At 66.6% G+C, this 17,849-nt stretch carries 13 protein-coding genes; 5 read left to right on the top strand and 8 right to left on the bottom strand.

All coding sequences use genetic code 11. The features are described 5' to 3' along the window. Positions 1-13 precede the first annotated feature (13 nt). Genes ligA through smc form a run of 3 tightly spaced genes read right to left on the bottom strand, consistent with a single transcriptional unit; the run spans position 14 to position 6,782 of the window. Complete coding sequence (gene ligA, locus DXK93_RS20595; RefSeq protein ID WP_119450989.1) at positions 14-2,122, bottom strand: NAD-dependent DNA ligase LigA; 2,109 nt, start codon at positions 2,120-2,122, stop codon at positions 14-16. Then, the gene (locus tag DXK93_RS20600; RefSeq protein WP_054450522.1) at positions 2,123-3,202 is read right to left on the bottom strand and encodes a cell division protein ZipA C-terminal FtsZ-binding domain-containing protein; all 1,080 of its coding nucleotides are present in this window, start codon (positions 3,200-3,202) and stop codon (positions 2,123-2,125) included. Positions 3,203-3,248: 46 nt separating this feature from the next. Next, complete coding sequence (gene smc / locus DXK93_RS20605) at positions 3,249-6,782, bottom strand: chromosome segregation protein SMC (RefSeq protein WP_054450521.1); 3,534 nt, start codon at positions 6,780-6,782, stop codon at positions 3,249-3,251. 298 nt (positions 6,783-7,080) lie between these two features. Between smc and lplT the strand changes: the two genes are divergently transcribed. Beyond that, positions 7,081-8,394, top strand: coding sequence for a lysophospholipid transporter LplT (lplT, locus tag DXK93_RS20610; RefSeq protein WP_054450519.1), 1,314 nt, complete (start codon positions 7,081-7,083; stop codon positions 8,392-8,394). A 75-nt stretch (positions 8,395-8,469) separates the two neighbouring features. Here the strand turns inward: lplT and DXK93_RS20615 are convergent, their stop codons facing one another. Then, a complete protein-coding gene (locus tag DXK93_RS20615) occupies positions 8,470-9,453 on the bottom strand; it encodes a uracil-DNA glycosylase (protein WP_119450990.1) in 984 nt (327 codons plus the stop codon). Continuing rightward, positions 9,450-10,700: a tRNA (adenosine(37)-N6)-threonylcarbamoyltransferase complex dimerization subunit type 1 TsaB gene (gene tsaB, locus DXK93_RS20620; RefSeq protein ID WP_054450515.1), complete on the bottom strand. Its 1,251-nt coding sequence runs from the start codon at positions 10,698-10,700 to the stop codon at positions 9,450-9,452. Before tsaB ends, DXK93_RS20615 begins: the two co-directional genes overlap by 4 nt. Positions 10,701-10,842: 142 nt before the next feature. On the opposite strand from tsaB, the gene ompR reads away from it, so the two are divergent. From ompR to DXK93_RS20640, 4 genes are all read left to right on the top strand, one after another. Continuing rightward, positions 10,843-11,577, top strand: a complete 735-nt coding sequence (gene ompR / locus DXK93_RS20625; RefSeq protein WP_013392162.1) for a two-component system response regulator OmpR — start codon at positions 10,843-10,845, stop codon at positions 11,575-11,577. 34 nt (positions 11,578-11,611) lie between these two features. Continuing rightward, on the top strand, positions 11,612-13,006 hold the full coding sequence (locus tag DXK93_RS20630) for an ATP-binding protein (protein WP_059374934.1): 1,395 nt from the start codon (positions 11,612-11,614) through the stop codon (positions 13,004-13,006). Between the two features lie 55 nt (positions 13,007-13,061). Next, the gene (locus DXK93_RS20635) at positions 13,062-13,610 is read left to right on the top strand and encodes a peroxiredoxin (protein ID WP_006389231.1); all 549 of its coding nucleotides are present in this window, start codon (positions 13,062-13,064) and stop codon (positions 13,608-13,610) included. A gap of 74 nt (positions 13,611-13,684) precedes the next feature. Beyond that, positions 13,685-14,203, top strand: a complete 519-nt coding sequence (locus tag DXK93_RS20640; protein ID WP_042796792.1) for a carboxymuconolactone decarboxylase family protein — start codon at positions 13,685-13,687, stop codon at positions 14,201-14,203. A gap of 70 nt (positions 14,204-14,273) precedes the next feature. Here DXK93_RS20640 and DXK93_RS20645 read toward each other — a convergent pair whose 3' ends face one another. The 3 genes from DXK93_RS20645 to ispD form a co-directional block, all read right to left on the bottom strand. Further along, on the bottom strand, positions 14,274-16,358 hold the full coding sequence (locus DXK93_RS20645; RefSeq protein WP_119450991.1) for a DUF4344 domain-containing metallopeptidase: 2,085 nt from the start codon (positions 16,356-16,358) through the stop codon (positions 14,274-14,276). Positions 16,359-16,502: 144 nt separating this feature from the next. After that, positions 16,503-16,991, bottom strand: coding sequence for a 2-C-methyl-D-erythritol 2,4-cyclodiphosphate synthase (gene ispF / locus DXK93_RS20650; RefSeq protein ID WP_054450511.1), 489 nt, complete (start codon positions 16,989-16,991; stop codon positions 16,503-16,505). Beyond that, entirely contained in the window at positions 16,988-17,671 is a 684-nt protein-coding gene (ispD, locus tag DXK93_RS20655) for a 2-C-methyl-D-erythritol 4-phosphate cytidylyltransferase (RefSeq protein WP_054450509.1), read from the bottom strand. Before ispD ends, ispF begins: the two co-directional genes overlap by 4 nt. Between the last annotated feature and the right edge of the window lie 178 nt (positions 17,672-17,849).

Raw genomic sequence — 17,849 nt, forward strand, 5'->3', positions numbered from 1 at the left:
TGGGCGGGCGGCCTCAGCCGCCCTGTTCGCCCAGCAAGGCTTTCAGGCCGTCCTCGTCCAGCACCGCCACGCCCAGTTCCTGGGCCTTGGCGAGCTTGCTGCCGGAATCCTCGCCGGCCACCAGATAGGCCGTCTTCTTAGACACCGAACCGCTGACCTTGCCGCCCGCCGCCTGGATGCGCATCGAGGCTTCTTCGCGCGTCCAATTGGGCAGCGTGCCGGTCAGCACGAAGGTCTTGCCGGCCAGCGTCGTAGCCTGCGGCGCAGCCTCGGCCACGGGATTCACGCCCTGCGACTTCAGCTGTTCGATCACGTCGCGATTGTGTTGCTCGGCGAAGAAACGGCGGATCGATGCCGCCACCACCGGCCCCACATCGGGCACGGAGGACAAGGCGTCTTCATCGGCGTCCATGATGGCGTCGATGCTGCCGAAATGGCGCGCCACGTCGCGCGCCGTGGTCTCGCCCACATGGCGGATGCCCAGCGCGTACAGCAGGCGGTTCAAGCCGGGGGCGCGCGCCTTGTCGATGGCGGCCACCAGGTTGTCGGCGGACTTCTGGCCCATGCGGTCCAGGCCCACCAATTCGAGCGGACGCAGGCTGTACAGGTCGGCCAGGGTCTTGACCCGGCCGCTGTCGACCAGTTGATCCACCAGTTTTTCGCCCAGGCCTTCGATGTCCAGCGCCTTGCGGCTGGCGGCGTGCCACAGCGTCTGCTTGCGCTGCGCGCCGCAGAACAGGCCGCCGGTGCAGCGCGCGATGGTCTCGTCTTCCAGGCGTTCGATGGCCGAGCCGCAGACCGGACAGGCCGTGGGCATGACGAATTCACGGGCGTCATCCGGGCGCTTATCCAGCACCGGGCCCAGCACTTCGGGGATCACGTCGCCCGCGCGGCGCACGATGACGGTGTCGCCGATGCGCACGTCCTTGCGGCGGATCTCGTCTTCGTTGTGCAGCGTGGCGTTGGTGACGGTGACGCCGCCCACGAACACGGGCTTCAGGCGCGCGACCGGCGTGATGGCGCCGGTGCGGCCCACCTGCACTTCGATATCGACCAAGGTGGTGGTGGCTTCCTCGGCGGCGAACTTGTGCGCCAGCGCAAAGCGCGGCGCGCGCGCGACGAAACCCAGCACCTTCTGCGCCGGCAGCGAATCCACCTTGTAGACCACGCCATCGATGTCGTAGGGCAGCTCAGGCCGCAGTTTGCCAACTTTGGCGTAGAAGGCCATCAGGCCCTCGGCGCCGCTGGCGCAGTGGTTGTGCTTGACGTTGACCGGCAGGCCCAGCGAGGCCAGCCAGTCCAGCATGGCGCCATGGGATTTCTCGGGCAATTGCGAGGCTTCGGCCGCCCCCGCCGAGGCTTCGGCGAACAGCCCTCCCTGGGAGCCCGCCAAGCCCTGGACCTCGCCCCAGCCATAGGCAAAGAAGCGCAGCGGCCGCTTGGCGGTGATACGCGGATCCAGCTGACGCAGGCTGCCCGCGGCGGCGTTGCGCGGATTGACGAAGACTTTTTCGTCGCGCTTGGCCTGGGCCTGGTTCAGTTTTTCGAAGTCGGCGCGGTTCATCAGGACTTCGCCGCGGACTTCCAGCACCTTGGGGTATGCCCCTTTGAGCTGCAGCGGAATCGCCTTGATCGTGCGGATGTTGGAGGTGACGTCTTCGCCTGTCTGGCCGTCGCCGCGGGTCGCGGCCTGCACCAGGCGGCCGTCCTCGTAGCGCAGGCTGATCGCCAGCCCGTCCAGCTTGAGCTCGCAGAAGTAATCGGCTTGCTGCGCCGGCCCCAGCAGGCCCGCGCCGCGCAGCGTGTCGGTGACGCGGCGGTCGAAGGCGGTCACGTCTTCTTCGTCGAAGGCGTTGCCCAGCGACAGCATCGGCACGACATGGCGCACGCTGCCAAAGGCCGAAACAGGCGCCGCGCCCACGCGTTGCGTCGGCGACTCAGGCGTCACCAGCTCCGGATGCTCGGCCTCCAGCGCCTGCAGTTCGCGCATCAGCCGGTCGTACTCGGCGTCCGAGATCGACGGATCGTCGTAGACGTAGTAGCGGACGTTGTGCTGTTCGATTTCGGCGCGCAAGCGCGCCGCGGCCTGCGCCGCGTTTTCACCGCCAGTCGCGCCGCTCATTTATGCAAACACCCTTAGGGCGCGCTCGCTGCCAGCGGGCAGGCCCGCTTGTTCGAGCTGGCCGAACAGCACCTGCAGACGCTCGTCGATGACCGTTTCCGAACCATCGGCCAGCGGCTTGCCCTGGTCGTCCACCAGGTCCGCGCGCAGGCGAGCGGCCAGGTCGCGGCCCACGTCGACCATGCGGCCGAAAGCGCGCTCGTCCGCCGGGCTGCAAGGCACGTCCAGTAGCAGGTACAGACGTTCGATGCCGCCCATGCCGGCATCGAATGCCGCACCGTCGCCGCGCGCCAGCGTGAAACGGGCTACGCCGTTTTCCGCCAGCCAGGCCAGGCGGCTGCCGTCGGCAACGAAGCCCATGTCGCGCGCCACGGACAGGACCTCGGCGGCGGGCTGGGCGGCACCCAGCAGCAGGGTCAGGCCGACCTGGGTGTCCAGGGCGGCGCAGGTGTCGTCCAATCGGGCGCCCTGCTCCAGTACGGCCTGCTGGTCCGGACCTTCGATGGTGGCGTCGAAACGCTCGGCCATGTCCTGGGCGCGAGCCCAGGCCTGCGACCATTCGATGGCGGTCAGCGGGCCGCTGCGATTGGCCAGCAGCACGGCCAGCTGCATGGAGGCGTAGGATTCGCCGGCGTGGACGCGCGCGCGGTGGCGGCGCTGATCGGTTTCGGCGAACACGCGCATGGGCTTGCGGCCCACGTGGCGCAGGCTTTGCATGTAGGGCAGCAAATCGGCGCCGCGCACGGCGTCGGCGAAGTTGATCTCGATGACCACCTCGCAAGCGGGATCGGGTTCTTCGGTATCGTCGGCATCGCTGCCGGCATCGACCGGGGCCGGCTGACCGGGCTGGGCACGGGCGCTCTCGCCGCCCATGCCAGGCTCACGGCGCGCCGCCGCTGCGCCCGCGGTTGCAGACGCGCCGGCTGCCGCGCCCGCCCCCAACAGCGGATCCTGCTCGGTGGAGGGGAAATGGGTCTGCATCTTGCGCCGGACGCGCCGGTCCTGCCACCAGTTGAATCCCAGCACCAGCAGTATCAGCAATACGCCCAGGGCTATCAGCCCGATCTGCAAATCACTCATGTATCAATCCCGCGCCGAAACCCCGACGCCCTTCTGAATATTGGGTTTATGCCGCTTCGGAGGCCATCATCTGGACGGCCGAGTCTATGTCTACCGCAACGATACGCGAAACCCCTTGCTCTTGCATGGTTACACCGATCAGTTGCTTGGCCATCTGCATCGCGATCTTGTTGTGCGAGATGAACAGGAACTGGGTCTGCTCGCTCATGTTGGCGACCAGGTTCGCATAGCGTTCGGTGTTGGCGTCGTCCAGCGGCGCATCCACCTCGTCCAGCAGGCAGAACGGCGCGGGGTTGAGCTTGAACAGCGCGAACACCAGGGCGGTCGCGGTCAGGGCCTTTTCGCCGCCGGACAGCAGGTGGATGGTGCTGTTGCGCTTGCCTGGAGGCTGAGCCATGACCTGCACGCCGGCATCGAGGATTTCCTCGCCCGTCATGGTCAGCTTGGCCTCGCCGCCGCCGAACAGCTTGGGGAACAGCTCGCCGAAGTGGCCGTTGACGACGTTGAAGGTTTCTTGCAGCAGCTCGCGGGTTTCGCGGTCGATCTTGCGGATGGCGTCCTCGAGGGTCTCGATGGCGGTCATCAGGTCCTGATGCTGCGAATCGAGGAAGCCCTTGCGCTCGCGCGAGGTATTCAATTCGTCCAGCGCCGCCAGGTTGACCGAGCCCAGGGCTTCGATCTGGCGTGAAATACGGCTGACTTCGGACTGCAGCCAGCTGGCGCGGCGCCATTCGTCGGGCTGATTGGCCAGATCCTGGGCCAGCGCCTCGCGGTCGACCTCGCGCGCGTTCAGCTGTTCGGTGAACTGCTCTTCAGCCAGGCGCGCGGCCTGTTCCTGCAGCTGCAGTTCCATGATGCGGGCGCGCCGCGGCTCCAGCGTCTGCTCCTGCTGCAGGCGGTCTTCGTCCGCACCGCGCAGCAGGGCCGCCAGATTTTCCAGTTCCTGGCGGGCGCGCGACAGCGCTTCCTCGCGCTCGGCGCGCGCTTCCAGGGCGTCCTGCAAGCCAGCCTGGGACGCCGAGGCGTCCAGCTCGGCCAGGTCCACCAGCAGCTGTTCCAGCTCGACGCTGCCGCGCTGGCTTTGGTCGGCCGCCAATTGCTGGTTGCGCTGCAGATCGGTGATACGCACCTGGATGCCGCGCTCGGCGAATTCGGCTTCCTGGGCGGCGCGTTCCAGTTCGCGCAGGCCGGCGCGGGCTGCTTCGGCCTGCGCCGCCAGGGTTTCACCGTCGATCTCGGCGTCGGCGAAACGGGATTGGTGTTCGGCCAGCTCTTCGTCCAGCGCCTCGAAGCGGGCTTCCGCCTCTTCGCGGGTGGCGCGCAGGTCTTCTTCCTGGACCTTGATCTCTTCCAGGTCCTGGCGCAGACGCGAGGCGCGCTCGCCGGACTGTTCGGCCTGCTGCTGCAGGCGCGAGTGTTCCAGTTGGATGTCGTGCACCCGGCGCGTGACCTCGGCCACCCGCTGGCGCGCCGGGGCGATGGCCTGGGACACTTGCTGCCAGGCGGCTTCGGCGCGGGCGACCGCGGCGCGCGCCTGGTCGGCGATCAGTTGCTGGGCCTTGATCTCGCGTTGCAGGTTCTCGATTTCCTGCTGGCGCGCCAACAGGCCGGCCTGCTCGGAATCCGGCGCGTAGAAACGCACGCTGTGGGCGTCGACCAGATGGCCGGCCTTGACCACGCAGGCGCCGCCCGCGGGCAGGCTGGCGCGCATGGCCAGCGCCTGGGTCACGTCGGTAGCCGTGTAGATGCCGCCCAGCCACTCATTCAGCAGCGTGCGCAGGTCGGGATCGGTGATGCGCAGCAGGCTGGCGAGCGACGTCAGGCCGGCGGGCGCGGCGGGCGTCGGCGCCGCGGCGGGCAACTGGTAGAAAGCCAGCCGGGCCGGCGGCGCATCTTCGGCGAAGGCGCGGGCCCAATCCAGGTTGCGCACTTCCATGGAAGCCATGCGCTCGCGCAGGGCGGCTTCCAGGGCGGTTTCCCAGCCGGGTTCGATGTGCAGCTTCTGCCACAGGCGCGACAACCCGGCCAGTTCATGCTTGGCCAGCCAGGGTTCCAGCGCCCCCTGCTTCTGCACGTCTTCCTGCAGCTTCACGAGGGCCGACAGGCGGGCTTCCAGGCGCGCCAGGTTCTGCACGTCGGTCTGGGCGGCGGCCTGGGCGCGGCTGCGCTCGGCGTCCGCTTCGGGCACGCGGCCTTCCAGGGTGGCCAGCTCTTCCTGGGCTTCCTCGAGCTGGTCTTCGCCGGCGGCTCGGTCGCCAGCCAGTTGCTCCAGGCGCACCGGATCGGGACTGTGCAGTTCGCGCAGTTCCTGTTGCAGGCGCTCGCGGCGCTGGTCCAGGGCCTGCATCTGGCGGTCCGCGTCGCGCTGCGACTGGGCCACCAGGGCAAGATTCTGCTCGACGCGGGCCAGCGCGGCGCGCATCTCGTCGCGCCCCGAGGCGGCTTCGCGCACGCGCTGCTCCACGGCCGGCAGCGCGGCCTGGGCGTCCTCGGCCTTGGCGCGCGCCTCTTCGGTGCGGGCGGCGCCGGCGGCCAGGTCTTCCTCGGCCTGGGCGATCTGTTCGGTGCAATGCTCGCGCTGGGCGGTCCACTCGCCGATCTGCTGCTGCAGCTGATCGCGACGCGCCTGCAGGCGGTTGCGGGAATCCACCACGTGACGGATTTCGGCTTCCAGGCGGCTGACCTGCGCATTGGCTTCGTACAGCCCGCCCTGGGCGGTGTGCACGGCGTCGCTGGCGGCGTAGTGGGCCTGGCGGCGGGATTCCAGCGCAGCTTCGCCCGCCCGCAGGCCGGCGATGGCGGCTTCCAGTTCATTCTGGGCCTGGGCCATCTCCTGGGCTTTCTTGGCGCGCTCTTCGCGCGCGCCCGTTTCCTTCAGGAACCACAGCGCATGCTGCTTCTTTTCGCCGTCGGCCTGGAGTTCGCGGTAGCGCGTGGCCACTTCGGCCTGCGCTTCCAGCTTTTCCAGCTGATTGTTGAGTTCGCGCAGGATGTCTTCGACGCGGGTCAGGTTTTCGCGCGTGTCGGACAGGCGATTCTCGGTCTCGCGACGCCGTTCCTTGTAGCGCGACACCCCTGCCGCCTCTTCCAGGAACACCCGCAGTTCTTCGGGGCGCGCCTCGATCAGGCGGTTGATCATGCCCTGGCCAATGATGGCGTAGCCGCGAGCACCCAGGCCGGTGCCCAGGAAGATGTCGTGGATGTCGCGGCGGCGGACCTGCTGGTTGTTGACGAAGTAGCTGCTGGTGCCATCGCGGGTCAGCACCCGGCGCACGGCGATTTCCGCGTAGGTGCTCCACTGGCCGGCGGCGCGCCCCTCGCTGTTGTCGAACACCATTTCCACCGAGGCCCGCGCCGCGGGCTTGCGGTTGCCGGAGCCGTTGAAAATGACGTCCTGCATGGACTCGCCGCGCAGTTCCGAGGCCTTGGCCTCGCCCAGCACCCAGCGCACGGCGTCAATGATGTTCGATTTTCCGCAGCCATTGGGACCCACCACGCCCACCAGTTGGCTGGGCACGGGAATCACGGTGGGATCGACGAAGGACTTGAAGCCGGCGAGTTTTAGCTGAGTAAGACGCACAGTACGATGACGACGGGGTGGGTTGAACGAAAGGCGTTAACGGACCTGCCGCACAGATTGCAAACCGGCCCCTGGAGGGCCGGCGCACATATGGGTCGTATGATACCGCAGGCAGTCTGTCCCCAAACGTCAGCAAGGGTCAAGGCGTGTTGTCCCTGAGGCTTGCCGGCGGTCAATCCGCGGGCAAACGCTCAATGGCCGCCGTCTGGGGTCCGGCTATACTCCCTGACACTTTTTTGCACGACACATAAATTTTCACGCGGACTGGCCGGGGCCAGGCCTGAGAACGGGGACATTCTTGAAACGTGGTTTCTATCTGGTCATGGCCGCGCAGGCCTTCTCGTCATTGGCGGACAACGCGCTGTTCATCGCAGCCATCGCCTTGATACAGGAACTGCATGGGCCGGACTGGATGGCGCCCATGATGAAGTGGTCGTTTGCGCTGGCTTATGTCGTGCTGGCCGCCTTTGTCGGGGCACTGGCGGACTCCTTCCCCAAGGGCCGCGTGATGTTCTCCACCAATGCCCTGAAAGTGACCGGCTGCATGCTGATGTTCTCGTATGCCAGCATCGGCGTCGCCCCCGAATACCAGACCTACCTGGTCTGCGCGGCCTACGGCATCGTCGGCATCGGCGCCGCGGCCTACTCTCCCGCCAAGTACGGCATCGTCACGGAAATGCTGCCCCCGGCCATGCTGGTCAAGGGCAACAGCTGGATCGAGGGCCTGACGGTCTTTTCCATCATCCTGGGTACGGTGCTGGGCGGCCTGCTGATCTCGTCCTCGGTTTCCACCGCCCTGCTCAGCCATTCCTTCATCGGCAAGCTGGTCCACACCCCGGCCGAAGCCGCGATCCTGGTCATCGCCTTCGTGTACCTGCTGGCGGCGCTGTGCAACCTGCTGATTCCGCACACCCACGTGCGCTACCCGCCGCAACAAAAGAACCCGGTACGGCTCATCCGCACCTTCTGGGGCTATGTCTGTGTGCTCTGGAAAGACAAGCTGGGCCAGATCTCGCTGGCCGTCACCACCCTGTTCTGGGGCGCGGGCGCCACGCTGCAGTTGATCGTCATCGAATGGGGCCGCAGCCATCTCGGATACCAGCTGGACAAGGCCTCGATGCTGATGGGCGTGGCCGCGCTGGGCACCGTCGTCGGCTCCATCCTGGCCGGCCGCATTCCGCTGCGCCGCGCGCTGGCCGTGTTGCCGGTCGGCGCCGCCATGGGCCTGGTCGTGCTGCTGATGCCGCTGGTCTACTCGCCCTGGAGCGTCTACCTGCTGCTGCTGATCACGGGCGGCCTGGCCGGTTTCTTCGTGGTGCCGATGAACGCGCTGCTGCAGCACCGCGGCCACGTGCTGCTGTCGGCCGGCCACTCCATCGCCGTGCAGAACTTCAACGAACAGCTCAACATCCTGCTGATGGTCGCCATGTACACGCTGCTGCTGTGGCTGCAGTTGCCCATCAACATCATCATCGTGATCTTCGGCACCGTGGTCGCCGTGCTGATGGTGGTCTTCATGCGCTGGAGCAAACGCAACCTGCAGGCCAACCCGGAACTGCACGACCAGATCGGCCAGGAAGGCCATGGGCGCGCGCTGGACTCCACGCACTAGGCGCGCGATTCCGCTGCAATGAAAAACCGGGCTTGCGCCCGGTTTTTCATTGCATCAAGACCATGGAACCCAGGCTCAGGCCAATTGCGCCACGGCCAGGCGCAGGTCCTGCCAGGCGCGCGCCTTCTCGCTGGGACTGCGCAACAGATAGGCGGGGTGGTAGCTGACAATTACCGGAATCTCCCGCCCTTCATCCGTCTTCAACTGGTGAACGCGGCCGCGCAGGCTGCCGATCGTGGCGTCCGTGCCCAGCAGCGTCTGGGCCGCGAAACGGCCCAGCACCAGGATCCGCTCCGGCTTGAGCAGCGCAATCTGGCGCATCAGGTACGGACTGCAGGCCGCGATTTCCTCAGGCTTGGGATTGCGATTGCCGGGCGGCCGGCACTTGATGACGTTGGTGATGAACACATCGCGCTCGCGGCTCATGGACACCGACGACAGCATGGCGTCCAGCAACTGGCCGGAGCGTCCCACGAAGGGCTGCCCCTGCCGGTCCTCTTGCTCGCCAGGCGCCTCGCCCACCACCAGCCAGCGCGTAGGTTGGCCGCCGTGGCCGAACACCGCGTTGCGGCGGCCCTTGCACAGGCCGCAGGCGGAACAGGCCACGACCTGGTCATGCATTTCTTCCAGTGTGGAATTCCGGATCGCTTCTGCCACAGGCACGGGCGGCGGAGGCGCCGCCTCGGCCTCGGCCTTGGGAGCCGGCGGCGGCGGCGGGCCTTTGCGGTTCAGGATCGACGTCGGTATGCCGGGGCGGCCGGGAGCGGGTTCCGCAGGAGCCGCCGCGGCGGCGGGCGATGCCTCGCGCGCCGGGACCGCCGGGACCGACGCGACCGGAGCGACAGGCTGCGGCGCAAGCGGCGCCTCGGCGACGGGATCCTGGGCCGCAGCCGGCAAAACCGGCTTGGAAACAAGGGCTTGCGCCTCGGCCGCCGGTTTGCCGGGCGCAGGGGCTGGACGCAGCCACAGCCGCTCCATGCCGATCTCGCGCAGCCAGATGCGCTGCAGCGGATTGACCCGGGGCGCGGCCGGCGGCGGCGCTATGTTGGGCTGGCTCATGCCGCCGCTCCATCCGCCGCAAAGCGCTTCTGCATGACCAGGGCATCTTCCCTGCCGCCTTTCTCGGCCGGGTAATAGCCCCGGCGCACGCCGATCTGCAGATACCCGTGCCGTTTGTAGAAGCTGACGGCCGACTCGTTGGACGGGCGCACTTCCAGCAGCACGCCCTCCATGCCGCGCTCACGCGCCTGCTGCTCGCACCAGTCCAGCAGCACGCCGCCCAGGCCCTGGCGGTGCAGCGGCTTGGCGACCGCGATCACCAGCAGGTGCGCCACGTCGGGCGCGAACATGAGCACGCAGAACCCCGCCAGCTTGCCCTCGCGCCTCAGCGCCCAGGCGCCGTAGCCTGCCGCCAGGGCGTCCGCGAAATTGCCACGGGTCCAGGGGAAGGCCTGCACGTGCGCTTCCAACGCCACGACCTCGTCCAGGTCGGCGTCGGTCATCGGTTGAGGCACCGCGGGAACCAGCGAAGGCTGGGCTTTCGGATTGCCGCCCTCGCCCCGCATGCGCTCGGCAGTGGTGAACGCCACCTTGTCGCGCACGTACAGCGGCGCGGCCAACTCGGGCGCCACGGCTTCGCCCCGCAGCCAGCCCTGCCGGCCCAAACGGGCAACGCTGGCCGCTTCCGGACGCCTGGCGTCGGCGCGGCGCCAGGCGCCGGGATATTCCATTTCGGACGCGTAGGCGTCCCAGGCATCGCCGGCCAATACCGGTTCCAGCGGCCGGCCCGCGCGCGCCGACCATGCCGGCAGGTGATGGGCGGTCCATGGCACCACTTCAGCCGCCGCGATCAGCAACGGCGCCTGCAGGACTTCCCAAGAGATTTCGCCATCTGAAACGTCCGTCTGGCGGTAGACGGCCAGATAGACCTCATTCATGCGGGCGTCCAGCGCCACCACGATCGCGTCCGCCGGCGTGGCCTCCACCTGTGCGGCGACCGCCTGATGAGAGACAATGGGAAGTACGGGGATGCCCAGGCCGAGGCCCATGCCTTGCGCCACTCCGCAGGCCACCCGCAGGCCGGTAAATCCGCCCGGCCCCTGGCCGAAAGCCACGGCGTGCAAGGCGGCTGGCGCCAGTCCGGACGCCGCCAGCAGTTCGTTGGCCATGGGCAAGAGCCTTTCCGCGTGCTCCTGGGAACCCTCGTGTTCCCTGACGCTGACCTCCAGGCGGCCATCGGCCGCCCGCAACAGGGCCACGCCGCAACGGGACGAAGAAGTTTCCAAAGCCAGCAGGTTTAGTTCCATAGATGCAGATTGTACGAAATACCGCGACTCCGCCCCCGGTTATCAGGGGGATGCGAGGGGGATTTCAACCATGGTTCGCAATGTGTAATATCTTGTGAACGCCCACTAGCCGCTGGTTCTTGCCACTGTTACATTTCCGGCCATGAATACGCAAAACACCACCCCCACCCGAAAAATCCTCGTCGTCGACGATGATCCGCGCTTGCGCGATTTGCTGCGTCGGTACTTATCCGAGCAGGGATTCAACGTTTTCGTTGCCGAAGACGCCAAAGAGATGGGCAAACTCTGGCAACGCGAGCATTTCGACCTGCTCGTGCTGGATCTGATGCTGCCTGGAGAAGATGGCCTGTCCATCTGTCGCCGGCTGCGCGGTGGTCACGACAATACCCCCATCATCATGCTGACGGCCAAGGCGGAAGAAATCGACCGCATCGTCGGCCTGGAAATGGGCGCGGACGACTACCTGTCCAAGCCGTTCAACCCCCGGGAACTGCTGGCGCGTATCAACGCGATCCTGCGCCGCCGCGGCACCGAGGAACATCCCGGCGCCCCCAGCCAGGAAAACGAGTCCATCGCCTTCGGCCCCTACACGCTGAACCTGTCCACCCGCACGCTCACGCGCAACGGCGAACAGGTGCCCATCACCACCGGCGAATTCTCGGTGCTGAAGGTGTTCGCGCGCCACCCCAAGATCCCGCTGTCGCGCGACAAGCTCATGGAACTGGCGCGCGGCCGCGAATACGAAGCCTTCGATCGTAGCCTGGACGTGCAGATCTCGCGCCTGCGCAAGCTGATCGAACCGAATCCGTCCAAGCCCGTATTCATCCAGACCGTCTGGGGTCTCGGATACGTGTTTGTGCCGGACGGTGGTAGCTGACCGACTCGCCCGCCCCGGGCAGGAGCGCAGCCTCGTGCCCCGCTTGCGCAGAACCTTCAGGAACCTGACATCACGTTTGCGGCTCGGCTTGTTCGGCCGCACGTTCCTGTTGCTCGCCGCGCTGATGCTCGTCAGCCTGGGCGCGTGGCTACAAGTATTCTTCAGCATGGAGCTGGGACCGCGCGCCAACCAAATGGCGCAGCGGGTGATCACGGCCGTCAATATCACGCGCACCGCGCTGATCTACTCGCATAACGACGAGCGCAGCAAGCTGCTGCTGGATCTGGCCACCAACGAAGGCATCCAGGTCTATCCGCGCGAAGTCACCGACTTCGCCGAAGCCCTCCCGGACGACGATTACTGGCAACGCGTTGCCCAGCACATCCGCACGCGCTTCGGCCCGGAAACGCAGATTGCCTGGGGCGTCAACCAGGTGCCCGGCTTCTGGGTCAGCTTCCAGATAGAAAAAGACCTGTATTGGCTGGTGTTCGAGCGCGAGCAGATCGGCCTGACGGGCGGGATCGAATGGCTGGGCTGGGGCGCCACGGCGCTATTGCTGTCGCTGGTGGGCGCCGCAGTCAGCGTGGGCTTCGTCAACCGGCCGCTGTCGCGGCTGGCCCGGGCCGCCCAGGTGCTGTCGCGGGGCGAAACCCCCGCCGCCCTGCCCGAGCAGGGACCACTGGAAATCCGCGACCTGAACGCCTCGTTCAACCGCATGGCCAAGGACCTCAGACAGGCGGAGGCCGACCGCGAGCTGATGCTGGCGGGTATCTCGCACGACCTGCGCACGCCGCTTGCGCGCATGCGGCTGGAGATCGAGTTGAGCGGCGTATCCGAGGACGCCCGCCAGGCCATCGACGAAGACCTGGGCCAGATCGACCACAGTATCGGCCAGTTGATGGAGTACGCGCGTCCCGCCGGCACGTTGCCGCAGCTGGCCACGGACATCTCCGCGGTGCTGGCCGAGCTCTACGAACGCGAACGCAGCCATACCGCATCCCTGGGCGGGGAGCTGGACGCCACGCTGGAGCCGGGCCTGCGCGCCCGCATCACGGCGCTCGACCTCAAGCGCATCGTCAGCAACCTGATCGAGAACGCCCGCCGCTACGGCCGTTCGGCCGATGGCATGGCGCATCTCGTCATGACACTGCAAGCTGAAGGCTCCATGATCGTGATCGAGGTGTCCGACCGCGGTCCCGGCATCGCGCCGGAAGACGTCGACCGCCTGTTGCGGCCGTTCTCGCGCGGCGAAGCCGCGCGCACTGGCGTCAGCGGCGCGGGGCTGGGCCTGGCCATCGTCGAACGCCTGCTCAAGCATGTCGGCGGCTCGTTGCGCATGCTGCCGCGCGAGGGCGGCGGCCTGACCGCAAGGATAGAGTTGCCCAAAGCAAAGTTTAGGAATTATCAATTAGACAACGAGAATCCATAGCGTAGAATTAAGGTTTGAGGCGCAGCCTTAATTCCACCAACAACTGGGAGTAAACATGAAAACTGTTGGCGACAAACTCGAACCCTTCAAGGTCACCGGCGTCAAGCCCGGCTTCAACCAGCACGAAGAAAACGGCGTGTCGGCGTTTGAAGACATCACCGAAAGCTCGTTCCCCGGCAAGTGGAAGGTCATCTACTTCTACCCGAAAGACTTCACGTTTGTTTGCCCGACCGAAATCGTCGGCTTCAACAAGCTGGCCAAGGATTTCGAAGACCGCGACGCCGTCCTGCTGGGCGGCTCGAGCGACAACGAATTCGTCAAGCTGGCATGGCGCCGTGAGCACCCGGACCTCAACAAGCTGGGTCACTACCAGTTCGGCGACACCACCGGCGCTCTGATCGACCAGCTGGGCGTGCGTGAAAAGGGCGCTGGCGTTGCCCTGCGCGCCACCTTCATCGTTGATCCGGACAACACGATCCAGCACGTTTCGGTGAACAACCTGAACGTCGGCCGTAACCCGGAAGAAGTTCTGCGTCTGCTCGACGGTCTGCAAACCGACGAGTTGTGCCCGTGCAACCGTACGGTTGGCGGCGCCACGCTGTAATTTCCAGCCCGGCCCGGGACCCGATTGCGGGTCCTGCGCTGGGCTTTAACTGCTCTAGATTATAGGTAAAAGCTATGGAATTTCTTACGACCATTAAGGAACAACTGCCGGATTGGGCCAAGGATATCCGCCTGAATCTGGACGCCGTGATCGCCCGCTCGACGCTGGCTCCTGAAGATGCCGTCGGCGCCGCGCTGTCCGCCGCCTACGCCGCGCGCAGCCCGGTGCTGGTCGAAGCCTTCAAGAGCGGCCTGTCCGAAGGCGACGCCAACGCCGCGCTGACGGCCTCGGCCCTCATGGGCATGAACAACACCTGGTATCCGTACGTCGAAATGACTGGCGACGCCCAATTGAAGAGCCTGCCGGCCCAGTTGCGCATGAACGCCTACGCCACCCACGGCGGCGTGGAAAAGAAGCGCTTCGAGCTGTTCGCCCTGGTGGCCTCCATCATCGGCAAGTGCCACTTCTGCGTGGCTTCGCACTACGAAAACCTGAAGAATGACGGCCTGTCGACCGAGCAGCTGCGCGATGCCGGCCGCATCGCCGCCGTGGTCAACGCTGCCGCCCTGGCACTGGCTGCCCAAGGCAAGTAAGCCTCCGTCCGGCAAAAAAAAGCCCGCCTGCGTAACCGCAGGCGGGCTTTTTATTTACGTCGCCGACCGTTTATTTCTTCGGCATGCTCGACGTCGTGGGCAGGCCGTTCGCGACCCACGCCTCGACGCCGCCGCGGTACCAGTACACGGTCCAGCCCAGCGTGCCGGCGCGCAGCGCCGCGTTGTAGGCGGAACGATCGTTCATGCCGGCGCCCAGGACCACGACGGGCGCCTTGCGATCGCCACCGTTGTTCTTCAACAGCCAGGCGTCGAAGCCTTGCTGCAGGTGATCCGTAACGCTGCCGTCCGAACCCGCATCGGTCAGCGGATAGCCGATAGGCACCGTGTCGCGCAGCCCGCTGGTATCGACGATCAGGAGATTCTTGTCTTTCTTGATCATCCCGACCAGGTCGGCGGTCGTGATCACCTGGGCCCGGTAGATCTTGTTGGGCGTCGGCCCCTTGTACGGCGCGGTGAACAGCATGGTCGTGGCCGGCACGCCAAAGTCCTTCAGCTCGTCGATGGCGCTGGCAGGCAGGCCTTGCCCCGGCTGCGCCGGCTGCTGCCGCGGCGCAGCCGAGCCCGGAGCCGCCCCTGCCTGAGCGACCTCGCCGCCCACGGTGCCCATCTCGATGTCGGAAATCATCACCGCGATGTTTTCGATCAGCTCATAGCACATGGTGATCGAGCCTTCGCGCGGGCTGTACCAGGCATTGAGCTGGCCGCAGTCCTTGAACACCACGTTGACCGGGCGCGGCAGCACGTAGCGTTCGCCCAGCAGCTTGATGTTGTTCGAGATCGCTTCGGACAGATTGTTCGCAAACAAGTTGCCGATCTTGCGCTTGGACGGCTGGAACACCACCTTCACCGGCGCGCCGGGCGCATTCGCCGGCTGCTGGCCTTCGGGCGTCCAGGTGCCCACGCGCGTGTGAGGCGCCAGGATCTTGTTCCAGGCGCGGTTCTGCTTGTTGAATTCATCCGCGCAACGCGCCCGGGTCCGGTCCTCCAGCCCGACGTGTTTGGCAATGGACTCGAACACGGCGGGGTTGCCGCCGTACATGATGCAGAGCATGTTGCGAAAACGCTTCAGGTCGCCAGTGTGCTCGTCTTGCCAGGCCGAGGAGGCGTCGGCCCCCCTGCGCTCGGCCACCTTGCCGCTGTAGTACCACTGCAAGGCCGCGTACTTTGCCGCGTCCTGCGCCATGGTGTTCACTTCCTTGTTGTCCGACGGATACATGGTCGGCTCGACGATCTGCAGCGCCGAATAGATGTCGACCGCGTCCTCTTCCGCCCCCGTCGAGGGCAGCTCCAGCTCGCCGATCAGGGCGTGCCCGAACTCGTGCATGAAGATGCTGCGCATGATGCCGATGTACACCGACACAATGCGCATGGTGTCGCCGCCAAAGCGCGGATAGGGGCCTTCCCCCGGCAAGGCAGGGTTGTAGTCACCGCCGCCCTGTCCAGCGGCCGGAGCCTGCGCCTGGGGCTTTTGCGCCGTGCCCCCGCCTGCGTTGCCGCCGCGCGCGGGCAAGGTGCCGGCCGCCGGCGCCGCGGCGGATTGGCCGCCGGTCATCGTGATCTTGAAATCGGCAACGCCGAAGGTGCCTACGTCGTAGGCCATGATGCCCAGCTCGGCGCCCGTGGCGGGCTCATTGCTGACATCGCCGATCTGCTGGCCGTTGACGATGAAACGGGCCGCGCCGGGCAGTTCGACCACTCTGATGCGGTCGGTACCGTCCAGCTTCGCTACGTTGGGCAGCGCAGCGATGTCGCGGCGATCTTTCCCCTGCAGACAGAACAGCAGCGTATTCTTGTCGGCCGTGAGTTCGAGCAGGCACAGGCTCTTGTTGGCGCGGTTGCTCAGCGCCACGCCGATGGACGCTTTCGGATTCGGCGACTTGACGACCACATTGACGTCGGTCACCCGGCCCGATTCCGGCGCCGGCCCGACATTCATGTACAGCGTCTGTTCGCTGTCGGCCTTGTTCGCGTTGTGCAGGGTGAACCATCCATCCTGCACGCCGGCGGTCCAGCCCTCAAGCATCTGCTGCTTGACCGCGCCGGCCAGCGGGCCGAGCTGCTGCTCGTACTGCGCATGCGCGGGCAGGCTTACCGCGCCGAAGATGGAAGCCAGGGCGATGCCACGTAAATGCATCCGAATGTCTCAGTAGTCGAAATGAAGTAGCGCAGAATATGCCAGATCAATCCGACCCGCTTATTCATTTGTTAAAGATGTATCAAAACCAAATGAATTGCGGAGAATATGCGAAAGCCCCTTGCCCGCGGGCCCCGCGGCGGGCTAGGAAATCCGCCCCAATAGCGCCACCACCGTCGCCGCGATGCCTTCCTTGCGGCCCAGGTACCCCAGGCCTTCGTTGGTCTTGGCCTTGATGTTGACCTCGGTCTCGGCCAGCCCGGTATCCGCGGCGATGTTCTTCACCATGGCCGGCGCGTGCGGACCGATCTTGGGCGCCTGCGCGTGCAGCGTGGCATCGATGTTCACCGGCGTCCAGCCCGCGGCGCGCACGCGCGCCATGGCCTCGCGCAGCAGCACGCGGCTGTCGGCGCCCTTGAAGGCCGGGTCGGTATCCGGAAAGTGGCGGCCGATGTCGCCCAGGCCGGCGGCGCCCAGCAGCGCGTCGGTAATGGCGTGCAGCAGCACGTCCGCGTCCGAATGCCCCAGCAAGCCATGCGTGTGGGGAATCGTGACGCCGCCGATGATCAGCGGGCGGCCCTCGACCAGCGCGTGCACGTCGAAACCCTGGCCGACGCGAAAAGGAATACTCATAGCCATTTTTCCATCAGTTCAAAATCGTCCGGCCACGTCACCTTGAAATTGCGCATGGCGCCGGGCACCAGCAGCGGCGCATAGCCAGCCGCCTCGATGGCCGAGGCCTCGTCGGTGACGGCCGCGCCGCTCACCGAGGCCGCCGTCAGCGCATCGCGCAGCACGCCGGCCCGGAACATCTGCGGGGTCTGCGCCAGCCACAGGCCATTGCGGTCCAGCGTGCGCTCCACACGCTCGTGGCCGGCCTTGACGGTGTCGGCCACGGGCAGCGCCAACAGGCCGCCCACGGGATCCGCCAGGCAGGCGTCGATCAGGCGGCCCAGCGCCGTTGCCGGCAGCCCGGGGCGCGCGGCGTCATGCACCAGCACCCAGGTATCGTCGGCCACGCCGCTGTCGGCCAGCGCGCCCGCCACGGTATCCGCGCGGGTCGCGCCGCCGCAGGCGCGCCACACCGTGCGCGGCAGGCCGGCCAGCGCGGCATCGACCCAGCCGTCTCCGGGCGTCACGGCCACCCGCACCTGCGAGATGCGTTCATCGGCCAGCAGCGCGCATACCGCATGGCGCAGCATGGGCTGTCCGGACAGCGGACGGTACTGCTTGGGCACGGTTTCATGCCCGGGCCGGCTGGCGCGGGCCCCTACGCCCGCAGCGGGCACGATTGCAATGAGGGAGGCAGACATGGTGCGGTGATTTTATAATCTTCCGCTTGATGCCTGCTCCCAGCCTGATGCCAGCCCCCTCTGCCCCCGCCAGGAAAGAGGGCGGCGCCAGCCGGTACAACGCCGTGGTGACCGGCACCGTCAGTACGTCCACCGACTTGGTCATCAGCGAGTGCAGCGCTGTCTCTTATACACATCT

The sequence above is a fragment of the Achromobacter sp. K91 genome, assembly GCF_003576205.1.
Classification (GTDB): Bacteria; Pseudomonadota; Gammaproteobacteria; order Burkholderiales; family Burkholderiaceae_B; genus Achromobacter; species Achromobacter aegrifaciens.

Excerpts from the sequence above, each read along its gene's own strand:
- ispD (WP_054450509.1), bottom strand. The coding sequence starts at position 17,671 with ATGTCTGCCTCCCTCATTGCAATCGTGCCCGCTGCGGGCGTAGGGGCC.
- DXK93_RS20600 (WP_054450522.1), bottom strand. The coding sequence starts at position 3,202 with ATGAGTGATTTGCAGATCGGGCTGATAGCCCTGGGCGTATTGCTGATA.
- ompR (WP_013392162.1), top strand. The coding sequence starts at position 10,843 with ATGAATACGCAAAACACCACCCCCACCCGAAAAATCCTCGTCGTCGAC.
- tsaB (WP_054450515.1), bottom strand. The coding sequence starts at position 10,700 with ATGGAACTAAACCTGCTGGCTTTGGAAACTTCTTCGTCCCGTTGCGGC.
- ispF (WP_054450511.1), bottom strand. The coding sequence starts at position 16,991 with ATGAGTATTCCTTTTCGCGTCGGCCAGGGTTTCGACGTGCACGCGCTG.
- ligA (WP_119450989.1), bottom strand. The coding sequence starts at position 2,122 with ATGAGCGGCGCGACTGGCGGTGAAAACGCGGCGCAGGCCGCGGCGCGC.
- DXK93_RS20635 (WP_006389231.1), top strand. The coding sequence starts at position 13,062 with ATGAAAACTGTTGGCGACAAACTCGAACCCTTCAAGGTCACCGGCGTC.
- DXK93_RS20645 (WP_119450991.1), bottom strand. The coding sequence starts at position 16,358 with ATGCATTTACGTGGCATCGCCCTGGCTTCCATCTTCGGCGCGGTAAGC.
- DXK93_RS20615 (WP_119450990.1), bottom strand. The coding sequence starts at position 9,453 with ATGAGCCAGCCCAACATAGCGCCGCCGCCGGCCGCGCCCCGGGTCAAT.
- DXK93_RS20640 (WP_042796792.1), top strand. The coding sequence starts at position 13,685 with ATGGAATTTCTTACGACCATTAAGGAACAACTGCCGGATTGGGCCAAG.